Here is a 16,813-nt window from a genome sequence, read left to right as displayed (position 1 = left end):
CCATGCTTTCGCTCTATGGAAGGCAGCTATCCTCCCGCCTCCTGCTCGGCACCGCGCAATATCCGTCTCCGGCGGTCCTGGCCGACGCGGTACGGGCATCGAAGACAGAGGTCGTGACAGTGTCGCTCCGGCGGGAAATGGCCGGCGGGCAGACGGGCGGCCAGTTCTGGTCATTGATCGAGCAGCTCGGCGTCGCCGTCCTGCCCAACACGGCCGGCTGCCATTCGGTCAAGGAAGCCGTCACCACGGCGCATATGGCGCGCGAGCTGCTTGACACCAACTGGATCAAGCTCGAGGTGATTGGCAATCACGACACGCTGCAGCCCGACGTGTTCGGGCTAGTGGAAGCGGCGCGCATTCTTTCGGGCGACGGCTTTGCGGTGTTTCCCTACACGACCGACGATCTGGTGGTGGCCGAGCGTCTGCTTGAGGCCGGCTGCCAGGTGCTGATGCCCTGGTGTGCGCCCATCGGATCGGCCAAGGGGCCCCTCAACATCGACGCGCTGCGCACATTGCGCGGCCATTTTGCGGATGTGCCGCTTGTCGTCGATGCCGGGCTCGGCCGCCCCTCACACGCCGCAGCCGTGATGGAGCTCGGCTTCGACGCCGTGCTTCTCAACACGGCGGTGGCGAAGGCAGGCGACCCCGTGGCCATGGCGAGCGCCTTCGGCAAGGCGGTGGAGGCCGGGCACGAAGCCTTTCTCGCCGGCATGCTTGAGCCGCGCGACATGGCCGTTCCCTCCACGCCGGTCATTGGCAAAGCGGTGTTTTCATGAAGCTCGACCCGTTCTATCTCATCGTCGACAGCGCCGCCTGGATCGGGCGGTTGGTGCCGCTCGGCGTCAGGCTGGTGCAACTGCGCATCAAGGAGATGGACGAGGCTGGTCTTCGATCCGAGATCCGCGCGGCCAAGGCCATATGCGCCGACAATGGCTGCCAGCTGATCGTCAACGACCATTGGCGGCTGGCGATCGAGGAGGAGTGCGACTTCATCCATCTCGGCCAGGAAGACCTTGCTGCCGCCGACCTTATGGCCATCAGGCGGGCCGGGCTGAAGCTGGGCCTCAGTACCCACGACCACGCGGAGTTGGACACCGCATTGGCCGCAGAACCGGACTATGTCGCGCTTGGGCCGGTCTATCCGACCATCCTGAAGAAGATGAAATGGGCACCGCAAGGGCTTGAGCGCATTGGCGAATGGAAGCGACGCGTCGCACCTTTGCCCCTCGTGGCGATCGGCGGGCTGAACCCCGACCGGCTCGACGGCGTCTTCTCGGCCGGCGCGGACTGCGCCGCCGTCGTCACCGACATCACGCTGAACCAAAACCCGGAAGCGCGCGCCCGCGAATGGCTCCGGCGGACTGAGCCATGGCGATGACGGCGCATGTGCTGATCGTAGCAGGGACGGACTCTTCTGGCGGCGCGGGGCTTTCGCGCGACGTCGAAACCGTCGCCACCTTTGGCCTGCGTAGCGCGATAGCCGTAACGGCGGTGACGGTGCAGACGCATACGAGCGTCGAGCGGATCGAGCCCATGCCGCCGGACCTCGTCGCCGAACAGATGCGCGCCGCACTTGCGTCAAGCCGCGTCGCGGCGATCAAGATTGGTATGCTCTCCGGCAATGCCACCATCGAGGCCGTGGCGGCAGTGCTGCGCGACCAAGACAAGCTGCCGGTGGTGCTAGATCCGGTGCTGGCCTCCTCTTCCGGACGGTCTCTCCTTGGCCCGGAAGCCATCGGGAGTCTGACACGCGAGCTGATGCCGCTCTGCGCGATTGCTACGCCTAATCTGATCGAGCTTGGCATTTTGACCGGCGAGGAAACGGCTCGGGACGAGGCGCAAGTGGAACATCAAGCCCGCCGCCTTCTCGAAACTGGATGCGCCGCCATTCTGGTCAAGGGCGGCCATGCAACTGGCCCCCAGTCAATCGACATGCTTGTAGTACGCCAAGGCCGAGAGCCCATGCACTTCGTCGCGCCGCGCCTGGACAAAAATATGCGCGGCACGGGCTGCATGCTGGCCAGCGCCATCGCGGCCGGACTTGCGCTTGGCAAACCGCTCGAAGACTGCGTCCACGAAGCAAAACGCCATGTCTTCGAGCAGATTGTCAGCCTTGGGAGGCGTCAGCCAGTCTGAGCGGCGACGAAAGCGGTGTAGGCCGCTTCGTCGATCTCGATCACGGTCGGCCGGTTGCGTTGCGTGGCAGCCTTCAGCTTAGCCGGCAAATCGCTCGGGTCTTCGAGCTTTTCGGCCTCGCAGCCGAAGCCGCGTGCGATGGTCAGGAAGTCCGGCGTGTAGATGTCGACACCGATCGGCTCGATGCCGCGCGCCTCCATATAGGCCTTGATCTCGCCATAGCCGTTGTTGTTCCACAGCAGGACGATCAGCGGCAGTTCAGCTTCGCGGGCCGAGCCGAGTTCGGGCAGCGTGAACTGGATGCCGCCATCGCCGGCAAGGCAGACGGTGGGGCGGCCGGAGCCGATCAGCGCACCTGCGGCTGCCGGCAGCGCATAGCCGAGCGTGCCGTAGCCGGTGGCCGAGCAGAACCAGGAGCGCGGCTTGTTGGCTGCGAAGTCGATGCAGCCGGCATAGACCGGCTGGGCCGAGTCGCCCGCAATCACCACGTCGGGCAGCGTGTCGCGCACGACCTCCATGAGGTGAGCGCCGGCACGCAGAACCGGATTGAGCTCGGCGCGCACGCCTTCGCGAGCGGTTTTGGCGCGCTCGGCGCCGTCGCCCGCCGCATGCGGCGAGACGGAAGTGGCCAGCGCCTCAAGCGCAAACTTCGTGTCCGAGATCAGCACCAGATCCGCCGGGCGACCGCGCATGGCCTGCTCGGGATCGATGTCGATGCGGATCAGCTTGCCGGTTATGCGCGCGCCGCCGGTCTCGTAGAAATCGAAGTCGGTGGGACCGAATTCCGTGCCCGCCGCGATCACCAGATCGGCTGCCTCGATGAGCGCCGTGGTGGGCCCCATCGCCGGGCTGCATGGCACGCCGAGCGGATGACCGGCCGGCAGCGTGCCGCGGCCGTTGACCGTCATGACCACCGGCGCGTCGAGCGCTTCGGCCAGCGCGCGCAGCGGTGCGCCAGCATCGGCCGCACCGCCGCCGGCGATGATGACCGGGCGCTTTGCCGCCGCACACATGGCAGCGGCCTCGGCAATCGCATGAGGATCGGGCGCCGGACGCGTCGGCGCGGGGCGCTTTTGCGCCGGCGGAAGATCGGCAGCGTCGAGGGTCAGAAGATCGATCGGCAGTTCGATATGCACTGGGCGCGGCCGCGCCGACGCGAACACGGCGAAGGCCCGCGCGATCACCTGCGGCAGCTCTTCCGCGCGCAGCACGGTGTGGCTGAAGGCGGTGAACTGGCGGCCGACCTGACGCTGGTCGGGTAGCTCGTGCAGGTGCCCCTCGCCCGAGCCCATGCGGCCCGGCGCATTGACGCTGGTGATAACCAGCATGGGCACCGAGTCGCCATAGGCCTGCGCCATGGCGGTGGCGATGTTGGTGAGGCCGGGACCGGAGATGATGAAGCAAACGCCCGGCTTGCCGGTGGTGCGGGCATAGCCGTCGGCCATGAAGCCTGCGCCCTGCTCGTGGCGCGGCGTGATGTGGCGGATGCCGCTGCCGGGCAGGCCGCGATACATTTCCACCGTGTGGACGCCCGGAATGCCGAACACCGTGTCGACGCCATAGGCGGCAAGCAGTTCGACCAGATAGGTTCCAACCGTCTTCATTCAGGCAGTTCCTTTCGCGGCAGGCGCAGCAGGTTCGGCGCAGCCGTCGAGCTGCGCCAGGATGGATTCAAAGGGTGGGCGCTCACCGAAGCCGATGAGCACGAGGATATTGTCCGCGTCGAGGCCTTCCAGCGCTTTTGCCAGTTGCTCGAAGGAAAGACGCGTGCCGACTAGATGCACGGCGAAGCAGCGGCCATCGTTCGCGCGCAAAAAACCCTTGGCGCGAAAGACCGCCGTGGGCAGGCCGGCAAGCACCTTCTGCAGGCGCTTCAGGTCGACTGTGCCTTCGCTTCGCCAGATCGCACTCACCGCCTGTTCGTGGACGGGCTCGGCGACGAACGATGAAGCAACCCTGCGCGGCGAAATCTCGCCGGCGAAGAGGATGTCGAAAGGCACAAGCGCATTCATGGTTTCGACGATGCGGGTGTCCGGAAAGGTCCAGCGCGCGCGCCATGCATCGAGCTGTTCGCGGCCGACCAGATCGGTCTTGTTGAGGATCAGAAGATCAGCCGAACCGATCTGCGCTTCCGCGAGACCGGGCGCAGCGGCAATCGCCTCGTCGAAGCCGGCGGCGTCGACCACCACGACGATGGCATCCGCGCGCAGGCGCGAGGCAAAGCGCGAATAGCGCACCGTGTCCATGATGCGGGCGGGATCGGCCACGCCGCTGGCCTCGATCACGATGTGGTCGATGTCGGCGCGGGCGGCCAGAAGCTCTTCCAGCTGCTCGACAAAGCCCTGATTGAGGCCGCAGCACACGCAACCATTGGACAGGCTGTAGAGGCCGCCCTCGATCGAAGTGATCAGCGCGGCGTCGATGTTGATCGCGCCGAAGTCATTTACCAGCACGGCGACCTTGAGCCCATGGTCGCCGCTCAGAATGTGGTTGACGAGCGTCGTCTTGCCCGCACCCAGAAAGCCGCCGATTACGGTGACCGGCATGGGCGCGGCGCCCTTCGTCACCATAGCTGGGGCGCCTCCCCGTGCCACACGGCATCGGAGTTCTCGTTCAGCCGGTCGTGCACGAGCTGACCCTGCATGAAGGTCAGGTCCACCTTGGTGGAGTGGATGTTGCCCTGCGGCTCGACCTCGAACAGGTTGCGGTCGAGCACGATGATGTCGGCCGACTTGCCGACCTCGAGCGAGCCCGCCTCGTGTTCGATGCCCATCGACCAGGCGCCGTTCTTGGTCATCACGTCAATGGCCTGCTTGAGCGAGATCGGCTCGCCGAACTGGCCCTCGCCCTCGCCCCACGGATTGGCGCGGGTGACCATGGTTTCCAGCGCGATCCACGGATCGAGCGGGCTGACCGGCCAGTCGGTGCCGATGACGGCGACGCCGCCGGCTTCCAGCACGCCCTTGATGTTGTAGGCGCGCGACAGGCGCTCCGGGCCGTAGCCCGAGCGGGCGCCGGACACGAATTTCGACGGATACCACGACACCGGCGAGAACTCGGCGGTGACATTGAGGTCGCGGAAGCGCTTGAGATTGCTGCCGTGCAGGATGGTCGAGTGCGCGCACTGGTGGCGCACGCCCAGCCCGCCCGGACGCCGGCGCGCTTCCTCGACCGCGTCGAGGAAGGTGTCGGAAGCCCCGTCGCCGGTGCAGTGGGCGATGACGCGGATGCCCTGACGGTCCATGTCCCAGATCATGTCGGCAAGATGCTCGGGCGTCAGGTTGAGCTTGCCGCTCCAGGTGGTGTTGCCGCCATCCCAGGGCGTCATCAGATAGGATGAGCGCGGTTCGACCGTGCCGTCGAAGTGGAATTTCACCGCATTGGCGTTGAGCCGAGCCGAGCGGTAGTAGTGGCGCTCGCCGGCCAGCAACTCCCAGCGACGGCGCACCGGGAAGATGTCGTCCTGCCAACTGATCGCGGCCTCGACGCGCAGCGTGAGCTCGCCCGTCTGATCCAGCGACTGCAGGGCGTCGAGCCTGCTTTCGCAGACATGGACATATTTCGTCGACACGACGCCGCGCGCGGACTGATAGTGCACGCCGTCGCGATAGGCGGCGCGCAGCACCGGCACCGGCGTCGGCGGCATCGCCGCATGGATCAGCGCATAGGCGCCGTCGATCAGCAGTCCCGTCGGCTCGCCGCTAACCGGGTCGCGCTCGAGATAGCCATTGGCCGGATCCGGCGTTTCATTGGTGATGCCGGCGCGGCGAAGCGCCTCGCTGTTGACCATCATGGTGCCCCACATGCGGTCGAGCAGCGCGACCGGACGGTCGGGCATCACCGTGTCCAGCCATTCCTTGCCAGGAACGAGACCGGCCTGACGGAAGGTGTAGCGGACGAAATACTGGCCGTAGATCCACTCGCGGTCCGGGTGCTTGGCCGCATAGGCCAGGATCGCATCGCGAACCTGGTCCGGCGTCGGATCGACGATGCCGATGTCGAGATCTTCGGCATAGCGCGGGGCCAGCGCAAGATCCGGATGGGTGTGCATGTCGTAGAGGCCAGGCATGGCGAAGCGCCCGCCGAGATCCATCACTTTCGTCTGCGCATCGATCAGGTGTTCGACATCCGCGCGCTCGCCGCGGGCGACGATGCGCCCGCGCGCCACTGCCAGCGCCTGACACCAGGGCAGGCCCGGATCGCCGGTATAGATGCGGCCGTTGACGAGCACGAGGTCCGCAAAGGCGCTGCGGGCCGAGTGGCTCGGGCGGTGGTCGTAGAGAACGCGCATTTCGGTAAGCTACCTATCAGAAAAGAACGTTGAGTGCCGGCTCAGTAGCCGGCGCTCGGGATCCACCATTCGCGGCCGCGTACGGTGGTGACATATTCGGGCCAACGCAAGCCGATCGGCGCTTCGTAGTCGGCAAGCGGCGGGATCCAGTTCGTGCCGCCGACGCCACCGCCGGTGCGCTCCTCGAACTCCTTGCGGGTAGCGGCGCGCAACTCGGCGTTCTGCATCAGTTCGAGCATCGAGTGGGCGATGGTCTTGGAAGCGCACACCACCATCGGGTCGATGGTCTCTGGAATGCCGCCCAGAGCGTTCATCACCCAGTCCGGATAGGCAAAGCCGGCCGGACCGGTCAGCATCGGACGGGCGATGTAGAGGCGCGCGGTGGGCGCGTGCCAGCACATGTCGGTGTAGTCGTCCGAGGTGTAGTTGATCTGCGACGGCGGCAGGTCCTGGCGCAGGATGCGCTCGGCCTCCTGCGGCGCGATCAGCTTCTCGCAATCAGGCAGGAAAGGCTCGGCCATCGGCTCGAGGCCGACATTGGCCTGGATCTCGCGGGCGATCTCCTTGGCGCGCTCTCCCCACTTCGGCGCGCCGACGGCGGCGAGCTTGCCATAGACCAGTTCGGCCATGGCATGGTTGGCAAGGCCGGGGCGCGACTTCGACACCCAGATCTTCTCCACGCGGCAATGCGCCAGCTTGGCGGCCGCTTCCGCGTTGCGGTCGAGGATCAGCGTCGCCTGCTCGGCCATCTCCACGGTCGGCACGCGGATGATGTACTGGATTTCGGCGAGTCGCGCCGGCAGGTTGTCGGCCGTCGCCTGACCGGCCGTCAGGATCGCCTCGCTGATCGACCAACCGCCCATATGCGGCAGCATCGAATCGCGCAGCGCCTTGGAGGCGTTGTACATGTAGAAAAGCGCGTCGTTGGCGCCCGGCGCGCGCACGGCGCTGTGCGCCTGCGGGATCGGCAGGCCGTCGGCACGCTTCAGCCACGTCTCCGGCTCGTCGCAGACAAAGCGATAGACCATCGCGTAAGCCGCGCCGCAATGCGTGTCCCAGTTCACCGTGTTGCACAGCGGCAGCATGTAGCAGGGGTGGAAGCTGATCATGGCGTCGAGGCCGTCATAATAGCCCTTGGCCGCGTGAATCGGCTTGGAGCCGCGCACCTTCTCGGCCGGCTCGCCGAAGAACTTCAGCGTTCCCGGAATGTTGTGCGCCTGCATTGCTGCCTTGGTGGCAAGCAGGCCGCCGAAGGCGCTCATGCCGAGCGCCGAATGCGGATCGGTGTGGCCGCCGGCATGTTCGTTGAGGCCCGCGCGCGGCTCCTTGACGGTGCTCGCCGCCTGGCAGTTGCCCGGCACGGCGTCGTATTCGGCATAGGAGCCGATGACCGGGCCGCCCTCGCCATTCGACCACTTGGCCGCGAAAGCGGTTGGCATGCCGCCCGAGCCTTCCTCGACCTCGAAGCCTTCGGCGCGAAGGCGCTCGACATACCAGGCTGCGGATTCGTATTCGCGCCAGGCCGTCTCGCCCTTATGCCAGATTTCGCTGGTCCACTTCGACAGGTCGGCTGCGTTTTCGTCGACCCAGTGCGTGGCGGTTTGCTCGACAATATTGGTCATCGGCTGCTCGTATTTGTCCCCGCGTGACTTGCACGCATTGCCGGCAAAGGGGCCGGCAAGATTGATCCTCCGGAGCCGGGCAAGCCTGGCTCATTGCAAATCCATGGTATGGGGTGAATGGGATTTTCAGAAAGTGATATATATTGTCTCCACTGTTGAGACTTTTTCATCTTTGGGAGGAAACATGACCTGGCCGGCCCGAAACCTGCCTTCCATGAGCGCCTTGCGGGCCTTCGACGCGGTCGCCCGCCACGGCAGCCTTTGGCAAGCAGCGCAGGAACTGCATCGCACCCCGAGCGCCATCAGCCACCAGTTGCGCTTCCTCGAGCGCGAGTTGGGGCTCGAACTCACCGAGCGCGACGGCAAGGGCATCGAGCTCACCCCATTTGGCCGCCGCTACGCGCAGGAGGTGCGCACGGCGCTGGGGCTTATCGCGCAGGCGGCCGAGATCGCCGACGATGTGCAGCTTCACGGCCGGCTGACGATCTCCTGCACGCCGGGCTTCGCCACCTTCTGGCTATGCAATCACCTCAGCGACTTCCGCAGCCTCTACCCGCTCGTGCGTATCAAGCTGATGACACCGCGCCGGCTGGACGATGTCAGCGACCCCGAATCGGATGTGTTCATCGCCTTCGGCGCCGGCAGCTGGCCAAACCATTGGTCGGAGCTTCTGGCGCAGGTTGAATTCACGCCGATCTGCAGCCCGGTTCTGCTCAACGCCAACAATATCCACACGCCTGAGGACCTAACGCGGCTCACGCTGCTGCACCTCAACGATTTTCACGACTGGTCGCTCTGGTTCGGCACCTATGGCCTGCCGATGCCAGACCCCGAAAACAGCATCGTCTTTTCCGACGTGTATCTTGCCCAGGCCGCCGCGATCGCCGGGCAGGGCATGGCCATGGGCGACGACATCGTCTGCGGCAAGGCGTTGACCGACGGCGACCTCGTGCGCCCCTTCGACAGCACCATCAAATCGCCGGAGTCCTATTTTCTGGTCTGCGAACGGCACAAGCTCGATCAGCCGATCGTAAGCGCCTTCTGCAACTGGTTGAAAACAAGCCTCGCGGAGAGCCGTCAGTTGCTTCGTTCACGCAATCATGAATCGTTTTCAGCTTAACTACGCAAATTATTCCATTGTGGTGAATTCGGTTTTCAACCTATCGTCCCGCAAAAATAGAAAAGGGGGAGTGGGTTTGGCCCCTCAACGACATCGCGCCTCTCAACTCAGTGCAATCGGCCTCGGCAAGTCCTTCGGTAATTTCGAAGCCTTGCGCAGCCTTGACCTGACTATCGCTGCAGGCGAATTCCTGACCCTGCTCGGCCCGTCCGGCTCGGGCAAGACGACCTTTCTGATGGCGCTCGCCGGCTTCCTGAAGCCGAGCCGCGGGCGCCTCGAAGAGGATGGCGTCGACATTACCGACCGCCCGGCCGACAAGCGCAATTTCGGCATGGTGTTTCAGGGCTACGCGCTGTTCCCTCACCTGTCGGTGACCGACAACGTCGCCTTCCCGCTAAAGGTGCGTAAGGTGCCCGCCGCCGAGATCAAGAAGCGCGTGGGCGACATGATCGAGCGTGTCGGCCTTTCGGCTCATGCCCACAAGAGGCCTGCGCAGCTTTCCGGCGGTCAGCAGCAGCGCGTGGCGCTGGCACGTGCGCTGGTGTTCGAGCCGGGCGTTCTCCTGCTCGACGAGCCGTTCTCCGCCCTCGACAAGAATCTGCGTGAGGGCCTTCAGGCCGAGATGAAGCGCGTACACCGTGAGACCGGCACCACCTTCGTCTTCGTCACGCACGATCAGAGCGAAGCGCTGGCGCTTTCGGATCGCATCGCAATCTTCAACCATGGCCAGCTGATGCAGGCGGCCGAGCCCCGCGCGATCTACACGCGGCCGGACAATCGCTTCGTCGCCGAGTTCCTCGGCCGTATCAATCTCCTCCCGCTCGAAGGCTGCAGCGCTATTGACGGGCGCGCCACCGGCCGCCTTGGCGAGGCGACGCTGTCGGCACCAACCGGTGCCGCTGCGCTTGCCGGTCGGCAGTCCCTGCTTGCGGTTCGTCCCGAGCATCTGCGCATTGGCGCAGCTGGCGCGGACGACAACAGCGTTGCCGGCGTGATTGCCGACAAGATCTTCAACGGCGCGGAAATGAGCCTGCAGGTTGCCCTAGCCACCGGCCAGCGCCTGTTGCTTTCCGTCCCGGATAATTCGGCTGCGGCCGCACTGGCTGTCGGCGCCGAAACCAAAGTGTGCTGGCCCGTCGAGAGCGGCTTCATCCTGCACGACGACCGCAACGCCTGAACCTTTTAATGGGAGTGAAAACCAAAATCATGTCCGATCATTTCAAGCGCGACTGCTTTGAAATCCTCACCCGCCGCGCGGCCGCCGGCGAGATCGACCGCCGCAGCTTCGTCAAGGCCGCTGCCCTCCTGCTGAGCGTGCCGGTGGCGATGCGCGCCAAGATGGCGTTCGCGGGCGACCAGCTCGTCATCGCCAACTGGGGCGGTGACGCCATCGAGGCCTTCCAGAAGGCCTTCGGCGAGCGCTTCACGCAGGAAACCGGCATTGCCGTGCGCATCGACGGCAGCGGCCCGACCGAAGGCGCCATCAAGGCGCAGATCACCTCCGGCAAAGTCATCTGGGACGTCGTCGACGCCGACGCCAATCTCGGCATCGCCTTCGGCAAGGAAGGCGTTCTGGAAGCGCTCGACTACAACGTCATCGACCGCGCCAAGATCCGCAAGGGCTATGACTACGAGTTCGGCACCGCGGGCTACTTCTTCTCCTATGTGCTAGCCTACGACTCCGCCAAGTTCTCGGACGAAGCGCCGAAGTCGCCGGCCGACTTCTGGAACGTCGACAAGTTCCCCGGCAAGCGCACCATGTACAAGTGGATGAACGGTATGCTGGAGGCCGCCCTGCTGGCCGACGGCGTGAAGCCGGAAGAGCTCTATCCGCTCAACATCGAACGCGCGCTCGCCAAGATCGAAGAGCTCAAGCCGCACATCATCTCTTTCTGGGGTTCGGGTGCTGAAAGCCAGCAGCTTCTGCTCGAGGGCGAGGCGACGATGGGCTATATCTGGAACACCCGCGCCATCCTGCTCGGCCGCGACACCAGCGACCAGATCAAGTGGGGCTACGAGGGCGGCTTCCTCAACTCGTCGACCTGGATCACACCGAAGGGCAACCCCGCCGGCCGCGACAATGCCATGCGCTTCATCGCATCCTCCCAGGACGCGCTGAGCCAGGTGGCTCTGTTCGACCTGCTCGGCAACGGCCCGGCCAACCCGCAGGCCGACGCACTGATCCCGGACGACAAGAAGGCGCTGAACTGCGTGTCGCCGGAAGCTGAGGCCAAGCAGGTCACGCTCAGCGCCGAGTGGTATGCCGACAACTATTCGTCCGCGCTGGAAAAGTTCCTGGCGCTGGTTTCCAAGTAAGCGGGAGCGGCGTAAGCCGCTCCTTCATCACCCGAGAGCGTCAGGAGAGCCTCGATCATGACACGATCCTGGATGCGTTATGCGATCCTGCTGGCTCCCCTGCCGCTCTTTCTGGTCGCCTCCTATGTGCTGCCCTTCTTCGTGGTGGCCAAGTGGAGCGTGACCGACCCCGAGCCCGGCTTGGGGCAGTATATCCGTATTTTCACCGACCCGACCGTGCAGGTGGTGCTCATCCGCACGCTGCGCATCTGCGTCATCGTCACGCTGGTGTCGGTGACGCTCGCCTATGCCATCGCCTACAACTGGGTATTCGGCCCGCCGAAGCGGCAGCGGCTGATCGAATATTGCGTGCTTATCCCGTTCTGGATCTCGGTTCTGATCCGCGCCTTCGGCTGGCTGATCCTGCTGCGCAACAACGGCATCATCAATGAGAGCCTGATGAGCGTTGGCGTCATCAAGGAGCCGCTTGCGCTGGTTCGCAATGAACTCGGCAGCATCATCGGCATGACGCATTTCCTCATTCCGTTCGCGGTCTTCCCGCTTGCCTCTGCGCTGCGCCAGGTCGATCCGCGCGTGCCGCAGGCGGCAAGCGGTTTGGGCGCCGGGCGCATGCGCATCTTCTGGACCGTGACGCTGCCCATGACCATGCCCGGCGTGCTTGGCGCCAGCATCATCGTCTTCGTCTTCGCGCTTGGCTTCTTCATCACCCCGGCGATCCTCTCGGGCGGCCGCAGCGTGATGGTGGCGGAGTTCATCTATCTGCAGCTCTTCCAGACCGTGAACTGGGGACTGGCCGCCGCAATCAGCGTGGTTCTTTTGGTCATCGTGGCCGCACTCGGGGCGCTGCTCCACAAGGTCGCGCGTCTCGACAAGCTCGTAGGGTGACATCAATGAGCGCCAACCCGAACAGCACCGACAAGCCCGGCCGCGTCAGCGCAGCTATCGTCTATCTCACGATCGCCTTCCTGCTGATGCCGCTCCTGGCCATCGTACCGGTATCCTTCACCGGCGCGCGCTATCTCTCGATGCCCAAGGGCAACTGGTCGCTGCGCCACTACGAGGCGTTGATTACCAACCCGGTCTGGTTCGACAGCATCAAGCTCAGCCTCGGCATTGCGCTGGCAAGCGCCGCCATCGCCACTATGTTCGCGGTGATGTTCGGGCTGGGGCTCTGGTATGTGCGCAACCGCTTCTCGACGATGCTGGCCGCGCTGGTGTTCCTGCCCATGGTGATGCCGCCGGTTGTGTCGGCAATCATCCTCTACTTCTTCGAGACCTCGCTGATCGACATCGCGCCCTGGATCGGCTTCGACAGCATCGGCGGCGTCATCCTGGCCCATGTCGTAGTGGCAACGCCCTTTGCACTGGTCACCTTCATGGTTTCACTCAGCCAGATCGACAGGCGCATCGACATGGCCGCGCGCGGCCTGGGCGCTTCACTGTGGCAGTCGATTTTCTGGATCATTCTGCCCAATGCCAGGTTCGGCATCATCTCGGCCGCCTTCTTCGCCTTCATCCTCTCCTGGGAAGAAATCTCGGTGACGCTGTTCATCACCAGCTTCAACGTCGTCACCCTGCCTCGCCAGATGTGGAACGGCATGCGCGACAACATCGATCCCGCGATCGCGGCGATCTCGGTGATCCTGATCTCGCTGACAGTCCTGGGCATCCTCGGCCGCGACTTGTGGCGCTGGCAGCGCGCGCGGGTGGCAAAGGCAGCCTGAGGCACCTCAAAGCCTAAAAAGTATCAAGGCCGTTCGCTGCAAGGCGAACGGCCTTTTCGTATGGGCAACTGCCGCGGATTCGGATGATTTATGCTCCGCCGTTCGCCGGCATACATTCCAGATGAAAATTCCTTCCAATTATTGCGTCACATTGGGCAGTTTCTTCCAATGTCTTCCAGAGATTGAAGAACGCTTGCCATGCTTGGCGTTCCCGGCGCGCCTATAAGTGCCATCGAACGCTTTTCCAAAACATCAGGAGCAGTCGATGCGCCTTTCCTTTTTCGCCGCAGCCTTGGGAGCTGCCCTGACCTTCGCCACCGGAGCCCAGGCCGAACGCCTGACCGACCAGCCGCTTGTCGACGCCGCCTGGCTGAAGGCCCATCTTGGCGACAAGAGCCTTGTGGTAATTGACATCCGCGACGCCGACAAGGAAGGCAACCCCTATGACAAGGGCCATGTGCCCGGCGCCGTCAACGCCCCCTACTCCACCGCCGGCTGGCGCGCGGAAGTGAACGGCGTGCCTGGCATGCTGCCGGCAGTCGACCAGATCAGCAAGACCATCGGCGCGCTGGGCATCAGCAACGACAGCCATGTTGTGATCGTGCCGAACGGCACCGATTCCTCCGAGTTCGGCGGCGCGACCCGCGTCTACTGGACCTTCAAGGTGCTCGGCCACGACGCCGTCTCGATCCTCGACGGCGGCGAACGCGGCTGGGAGGCCGCTGGCGGCGAGCTCTCGACTGAAGCCGCGAAGCCGGCGCCCGCCAGCTTTACCGGCGAGCTGCGGAAGGAGCTGCTGGCCACCACGGCCGATGTCGAGCAGGCACGCGCCGAAGGCACCAAGCTGGTCGACGGCCGCCCCGCCGCGCAGTTCAAGGGCGAGGCCAAGAGCCCGGTCGTGCGCATCGCCGGCACCATTCCCGGCGCCGTGAACCTGGAAAACAGCAAGCTCTACGATACCAACAAGGCTTCCTTCGCCTCCAAGGAAGAAGTCGCCAAGCTTTCCAATGCGGTAGGTCTCGGAAATGACGAGAAGAACATCGCCTTCTGCAACACAGGCCACTGGGCTTCGGTCGTGTGGTTCGGCCTGAGCGAGATCGAAGGCAACAAGAACACCAAGATGTATGACGGCTCGATGGCCGAATGGGCGGCCGATCCCGAGCGCCCCGTGCAGCCCGGCTCGTGAGCCTCGCCGCGCCAGTTCGAGATGACCGAGATGTCCGGGAGCGATCCTGGACATCTTATTTTGAACGGACTGCGCAATCCGCATCCGCAAATTCGTGCCCGACCAGACCATGACTGAAATCAACGCAGCACTGCGCGCGCCGGCCGCGCGCTTCAACCTCGACAAGGGGCCGGTCGTCGTGGCCGTCCTCGCCTTCGTGCTCGGAGCACTTGCCCTCGGCGAGGCGATCAGCCCTCGCCAGGCGCTTCTGTTCCTCATCGGCGGCCTGCTCGGCATGACGCTCTATCACGCCTCCTTCGGTTTCACCGGCGGCTGGCGGCGCTTCGTGGTGGAGCGGCGCGGCCGCGCAATCCGCGCGCAGATGCTGATGATTGCGGCGGCTTCCGTGGTGTTCATTCCTCTGCTGGCCGCAGGCAGCATCAACGGGCAGGCGCTTTCGGGCGCATTCGCGCCGGTCGGCATTTCGGTGCTGGTGGGCGCGGCGATGTTCGGGCTCGGCATGCAGCTCGGCGGCGGCTGTGGATCGGGCACGCTGTTCACCGTCGGCGGCGGCAGCGCACGCATGCTGGTCACGCTGATCTTCTTCATCGTCGGGGCAGTTATCGGCACGGCGCACCTGCCCTGGTGGCTGGCGCAGCCTTCCCTGCAGCAGATCAGCCTTGGCAGCGCACTTGGCGTGCCCGGCGGCGTAATAGTGACGCTGGCCGGCCTCGGTGCCGTCGCGGCGATCACCGTGCTCATCGAGCGCCGCACTCATGGCAGCCTTGAAGAGGTGAAACCCTCCTCGAAGCATGGGTTCGCGCGGCTGCTGCAAGGTCCGTGGCCGCTATTCGCAGCCGGCCTCGGCCTCGCCGCGCTCAACATCGCCACTCTGGTAACGGCGGGCCACCCCTGGTCGGTCACCTTCGGCTTCGGACTATGGGGAGCCAAGATGGCGCAGGCCGTCGGCTTTCCGGTCGAGACCTGGGCCTTCTGGAACTGGCCGGGACCGGCCAAGGCGCTCGGCTCCAGCGTGCTGGCCGACGTCACCTCGGTGATGAATTTCGGCATCATTTTGGGTGCCGCCCTTGCCGCCGGCCTTGCCGGAAAATTCGCGCCGAAGGTGCATGTGCCTTTCGCCTCGTTCCTGGCGGCGGCCATCGGCGGCGTACTAATGGGCTATGGCGCGCGGCTTTCCTTCGGCTGCAACGTCGGAGCGCTGTTTTCCGGCATCGCTTCGGGCAGCGTTCATGGCTGGCTCTGGTTCGCCTCGGCCTTCGCCGGAAGCCTCGGCGGCGTCGCGCTGCGTCCCCTGTTTGGCCTCGACGGATTCAACAAGAAATGAGCGCGCGCAACACACTCCTCTTCGGTACCGCCTTCCTCGCCGCCACCTCGGCGGTCGCGGTGGACCACTATCGCTTCGCCGCACCAAAGGCCGCCCCGGCCGTCGCGGCGCCTGCGGCCTCGAGCGCGGCAGGCAATCCATGCGGTGCAGCGAATCCGTGTAGCGCTGCTGCGCCCTGCAGCGCGGCAAGCCCCTGCGCGGCTGCATCGCCCTGTGCTGCTGCATCCCCATGTGCGGCAGTCTCGCCTTGCTCGGCAGTGTCGCCTTGCTCAGCATCGAGCCCCTGCGCAGCCGCCGCTCCATGCAGTCCCGCGCCGGCGCCATGTGCAGCGGCTTCCCCCTGTTCAGCCGCGCCTGCTTCTCCGCGCGCAGCCGCCTCGCCATGTGCTGCAGCCCCGGCTTCCCCTTGCGCGGCACAGCCGCAATAGGCAAGCTGAGCCCGGAGACCCGCGACGATGGACGAGGCAAAGGCGCAGGCGGCACGACAGGCGCTCTTTTGCGAGCAGGTGCTGGCGAAATCAGCCAGTAACGTGCTTCTGGAAACGCTGCGCGAAGCGAAGTCCGTCGCCGCCTGGGAACATTTTCCGGCCGGCGACGTGTTCGATCCGGAGACCGGAGCGCAGTGGTACTACCACAGCCATCCACCGCAGGATGGCCAGGCTGAGCATGGTCATTTTCACTGCTTCGTGCAGCCGGACGGACCCAAGGGCCCGATCCACCATCTCGTCGCGATCGGGGTCGATGCCTATGGCCAGCTGATACGGCTGTTCACCGTCAACCAGTGGGTCGTGGGCGACGAATGGCTCGACGCCGAAGGCACGATCGCCCTTCTGCCACGCTTCGACCCGCATTTCGCGCGGCCATCCTATCTGGTGAACCGCTGGCTGGCGGCCGTGATCGCGCTCTATGCCGACGATATCGCCGGCCTGATCCGCGAGCGCGACCGAGTTCTGGCCGCCCACACGTCTCCAGACGGAAAGCCCGCCCGCGAGGATCGCGCGCAGGAGATGACGTCCGAGCTTGCCGTCGATCTGCGCCGAACGGCCGAGGGCCTAGGCGTTTGAGGCAGCCGGTGCCGGCTGCCCTGATGGCAT

15 protein-coding genes are annotated in these 16,813 nt (G+C 65.1%); 11 read left to right on the top strand and 4 right to left on the bottom strand.

Features of this window, described 5'->3' with window-relative positions; genetic code table 11:
* Positions 1-2 precede the first annotated feature (2 nt).
* From C7I85_RS05390 to thiD, 3 genes are read left to right on the top strand one after another with little or no spacing between them, the layout of a single operon-like run.
* Positions 3-776, top strand: coding sequence for a thiazole synthase (locus tag C7I85_RS05390; protein WP_106722907.1), 774 nt, complete (start codon positions 3-5; stop codon positions 774-776).
* Complete coding sequence (locus C7I85_RS05385) at positions 773-1,378, top strand: thiamine phosphate synthase (protein WP_106722906.1); 606 nt, start codon at positions 773-775, stop codon at positions 1,376-1,378. The genes C7I85_RS05390 and C7I85_RS05385 overlap by 4 nt, the downstream gene beginning before the upstream one ends.
* Complete coding sequence (gene thiD, locus C7I85_RS05380; RefSeq protein ID WP_106722905.1) at positions 1,369-2,136, top strand: bifunctional hydroxymethylpyrimidine kinase/phosphomethylpyrimidine kinase; 768 nt, start codon at positions 1,369-1,371, stop codon at positions 2,134-2,136. Before C7I85_RS05385 ends, thiD begins: the two co-directional genes overlap by 10 nt.
* Here thiD and C7I85_RS05375 read toward each other — a convergent pair.
* Genes C7I85_RS05375 through C7I85_RS05360 form a run of 4 tightly spaced genes read right to left on the bottom strand, consistent with a single transcriptional unit; the run spans position 2,124 to position 8,049 of the window.
* Positions 2,124-3,740, bottom strand: a complete 1,617-nt coding sequence (locus C7I85_RS05375; RefSeq protein WP_106722904.1) for a 5-guanidino-2-oxopentanoate decarboxylase — start codon at positions 3,738-3,740, stop codon at positions 2,124-2,126. The two genes, thiD and C7I85_RS05375, sit on opposite strands and share 13 nt — an antisense overlap.
* Complete coding sequence (locus C7I85_RS05370; RefSeq protein ID WP_106722903.1) at positions 3,741-4,706, bottom strand: CobW family GTP-binding protein; 966 nt, start codon at positions 4,704-4,706, stop codon at positions 3,741-3,743.
* Positions 4,700-6,427: an amidohydrolase gene (locus C7I85_RS05365; protein ID WP_106722902.1), complete on the bottom strand. Its 1,728-nt coding sequence runs from the start codon at positions 6,425-6,427 to the stop codon at positions 4,700-4,702. Before C7I85_RS05365 ends, C7I85_RS05370 begins: the two co-directional genes overlap by 7 nt.
* A gap of 41 nt (positions 6,428-6,468) precedes the next feature.
* Positions 6,469-8,049: a peptidase M20 gene (locus C7I85_RS05360; protein WP_106722901.1), complete on the bottom strand. Its 1,581-nt coding sequence runs from the start codon at positions 8,047-8,049 to the stop codon at positions 6,469-6,471.
* A 184-nt stretch (positions 8,050-8,233) separates the two neighbouring features.
* Between C7I85_RS05360 and C7I85_RS05355 the strand changes: the two genes are divergently transcribed.
* The 8 genes from C7I85_RS05355 to C7I85_RS05320 all read left to right on the top strand — a co-directional run bounded on the left by C7I85_RS05355 (position 8,234) and on the right by C7I85_RS05320 (position 16,783).
* Entirely contained in the window at positions 8,234-9,169 is a 936-nt protein-coding gene (locus tag C7I85_RS05355) for a LysR substrate-binding domain-containing protein (protein WP_106722900.1), read from the top strand.
* Positions 9,170-9,239: 70 nt separating this feature from the next.
* Positions 9,240-10,346 carry an ABC transporter ATP-binding protein gene (locus tag C7I85_RS05350; RefSeq protein ID WP_245444816.1) on the top strand — a complete coding sequence of 369 codons (1,107 nt, stop codon included), beginning with the start codon at positions 9,240-9,242 and terminating at the stop codon, positions 10,344-10,346.
* Between the two features lie 29 nt (positions 10,347-10,375).
* The gene (locus tag C7I85_RS05345; RefSeq protein ID WP_106722898.1) at positions 10,376-11,485 is read left to right on the top strand and encodes an ABC transporter substrate-binding protein; all 1,110 of its coding nucleotides are present in this window, start codon (positions 10,376-10,378) and stop codon (positions 11,483-11,485) included.
* Between the two features lie 57 nt (positions 11,486-11,542).
* On the top strand, positions 11,543-12,370 hold the full coding sequence (locus C7I85_RS05340) for an ABC transporter permease (protein WP_245444815.1): 828 nt from the start codon (positions 11,543-11,545) through the stop codon (positions 12,368-12,370).
* 5 nt (positions 12,371-12,375) lie between these two features.
* A complete protein-coding gene (locus tag C7I85_RS05335) occupies positions 12,376-13,209 on the top strand; it encodes an ABC transporter permease (protein WP_106722896.1) in 834 nt (277 codons plus the stop codon).
* A 265-nt stretch (positions 13,210-13,474) separates the two neighbouring features.
* Complete coding sequence (locus C7I85_RS05330) at positions 13,475-14,395, top strand: sulfurtransferase (protein ID WP_106722895.1); 921 nt, start codon at positions 13,475-13,477, stop codon at positions 14,393-14,395.
* Positions 14,396-14,504: 109 nt separating this feature from the next.
* A complete protein-coding gene (locus tag C7I85_RS05325; protein ID WP_106723092.1) occupies positions 14,505-15,719 on the top strand; it encodes a YeeE/YedE family protein in 1,215 nt (404 codons plus the stop codon).
* A gap of 455 nt (positions 15,720-16,174) precedes the next feature.
* Complete coding sequence (locus tag C7I85_RS05320) at positions 16,175-16,783, top strand: DUF6969 family protein (RefSeq protein WP_106722894.1); 609 nt, start codon at positions 16,175-16,177, stop codon at positions 16,781-16,783.
* Positions 16,784-16,813: the final 30 nt, after the last annotated feature.

Source organism: Pseudaminobacter soli (ex Li et al. 2025) (assembly GCF_003012705.1).
In the GTDB taxonomy this organism is placed as follows: domain Bacteria; phylum Pseudomonadota; class Alphaproteobacteria; order Rhizobiales; family Rhizobiaceae; genus Pseudaminobacter; species Pseudaminobacter soli.
The sequence above is the reverse complement of the archived record's forward strand: the minus strand, read 5'-3'. Positions and strand labels throughout refer to the sequence as shown.

Bases quoted from the DNA above. Each gene is read 5' to 3' on its own strand.
- C7I85_RS05390 (WP_106722907.1), top strand. From the start codon at position 3: ATGCTTTCGCTCTATGGAAGGCAGCTATCCTCCCGCCTCCTGCTCGGC.
- C7I85_RS05385 (WP_106722906.1), top strand. From the start codon at position 773: ATGAAGCTCGACCCGTTCTATCTCATCGTCGACAGCGCCGCCTGGATC.
- thiD (WP_106722905.1), top strand. From the start codon at position 1,369: ATGGCGATGACGGCGCATGTGCTGATCGTAGCAGGGACGGACTCTTCT.
- C7I85_RS05375 (WP_106722904.1), bottom strand. From the start codon at position 3,740: ATGAAGACGGTTGGAACCTATCTGGTCGAACTGCTTGCCGCCTATGGC.
- C7I85_RS05370 (WP_106722903.1), bottom strand. From the start codon at position 4,706: ATGGTGACGAAGGGCGCCGCGCCCATGCCGGTCACCGTAATCGGCGGC.
- C7I85_RS05365 (WP_106722902.1), bottom strand. From the start codon at position 6,427: ATGCGCGTTCTCTACGACCACCGCCCGAGCCACTCGGCCCGCAGCGCC.
- C7I85_RS05360 (WP_106722901.1), bottom strand. From the start codon at position 8,049: ATGACCAATATTGTCGAGCAAACCGCCACGCACTGGGTCGACGAAAAC.
- C7I85_RS05355 (WP_106722900.1), top strand. From the start codon at position 8,234: ATGACCTGGCCGGCCCGAAACCTGCCTTCCATGAGCGCCTTGCGGGCC.
- C7I85_RS05345 (WP_106722898.1), top strand. From the start codon at position 10,376: ATGTCCGATCATTTCAAGCGCGACTGCTTTGAAATCCTCACCCGCCGC.
- C7I85_RS05340 (WP_245444815.1), top strand. From the start codon at position 11,543: ATGACACGATCCTGGATGCGTTATGCGATCCTGCTGGCTCCCCTGCCG.
- C7I85_RS05335 (WP_106722896.1), top strand. From the start codon at position 12,376: ATGAGCGCCAACCCGAACAGCACCGACAAGCCCGGCCGCGTCAGCGCA.
- C7I85_RS05330 (WP_106722895.1), top strand. From the start codon at position 13,475: ATGCGCCTTTCCTTTTTCGCCGCAGCCTTGGGAGCTGCCCTGACCTTC.
- C7I85_RS05325 (WP_106723092.1), top strand. From the start codon at position 14,505: ATGACTGAAATCAACGCAGCACTGCGCGCGCCGGCCGCGCGCTTCAAC.
- C7I85_RS05320 (WP_106722894.1), top strand. From the start codon at position 16,175: ATGGACGAGGCAAAGGCGCAGGCGGCACGACAGGCGCTCTTTTGCGAG.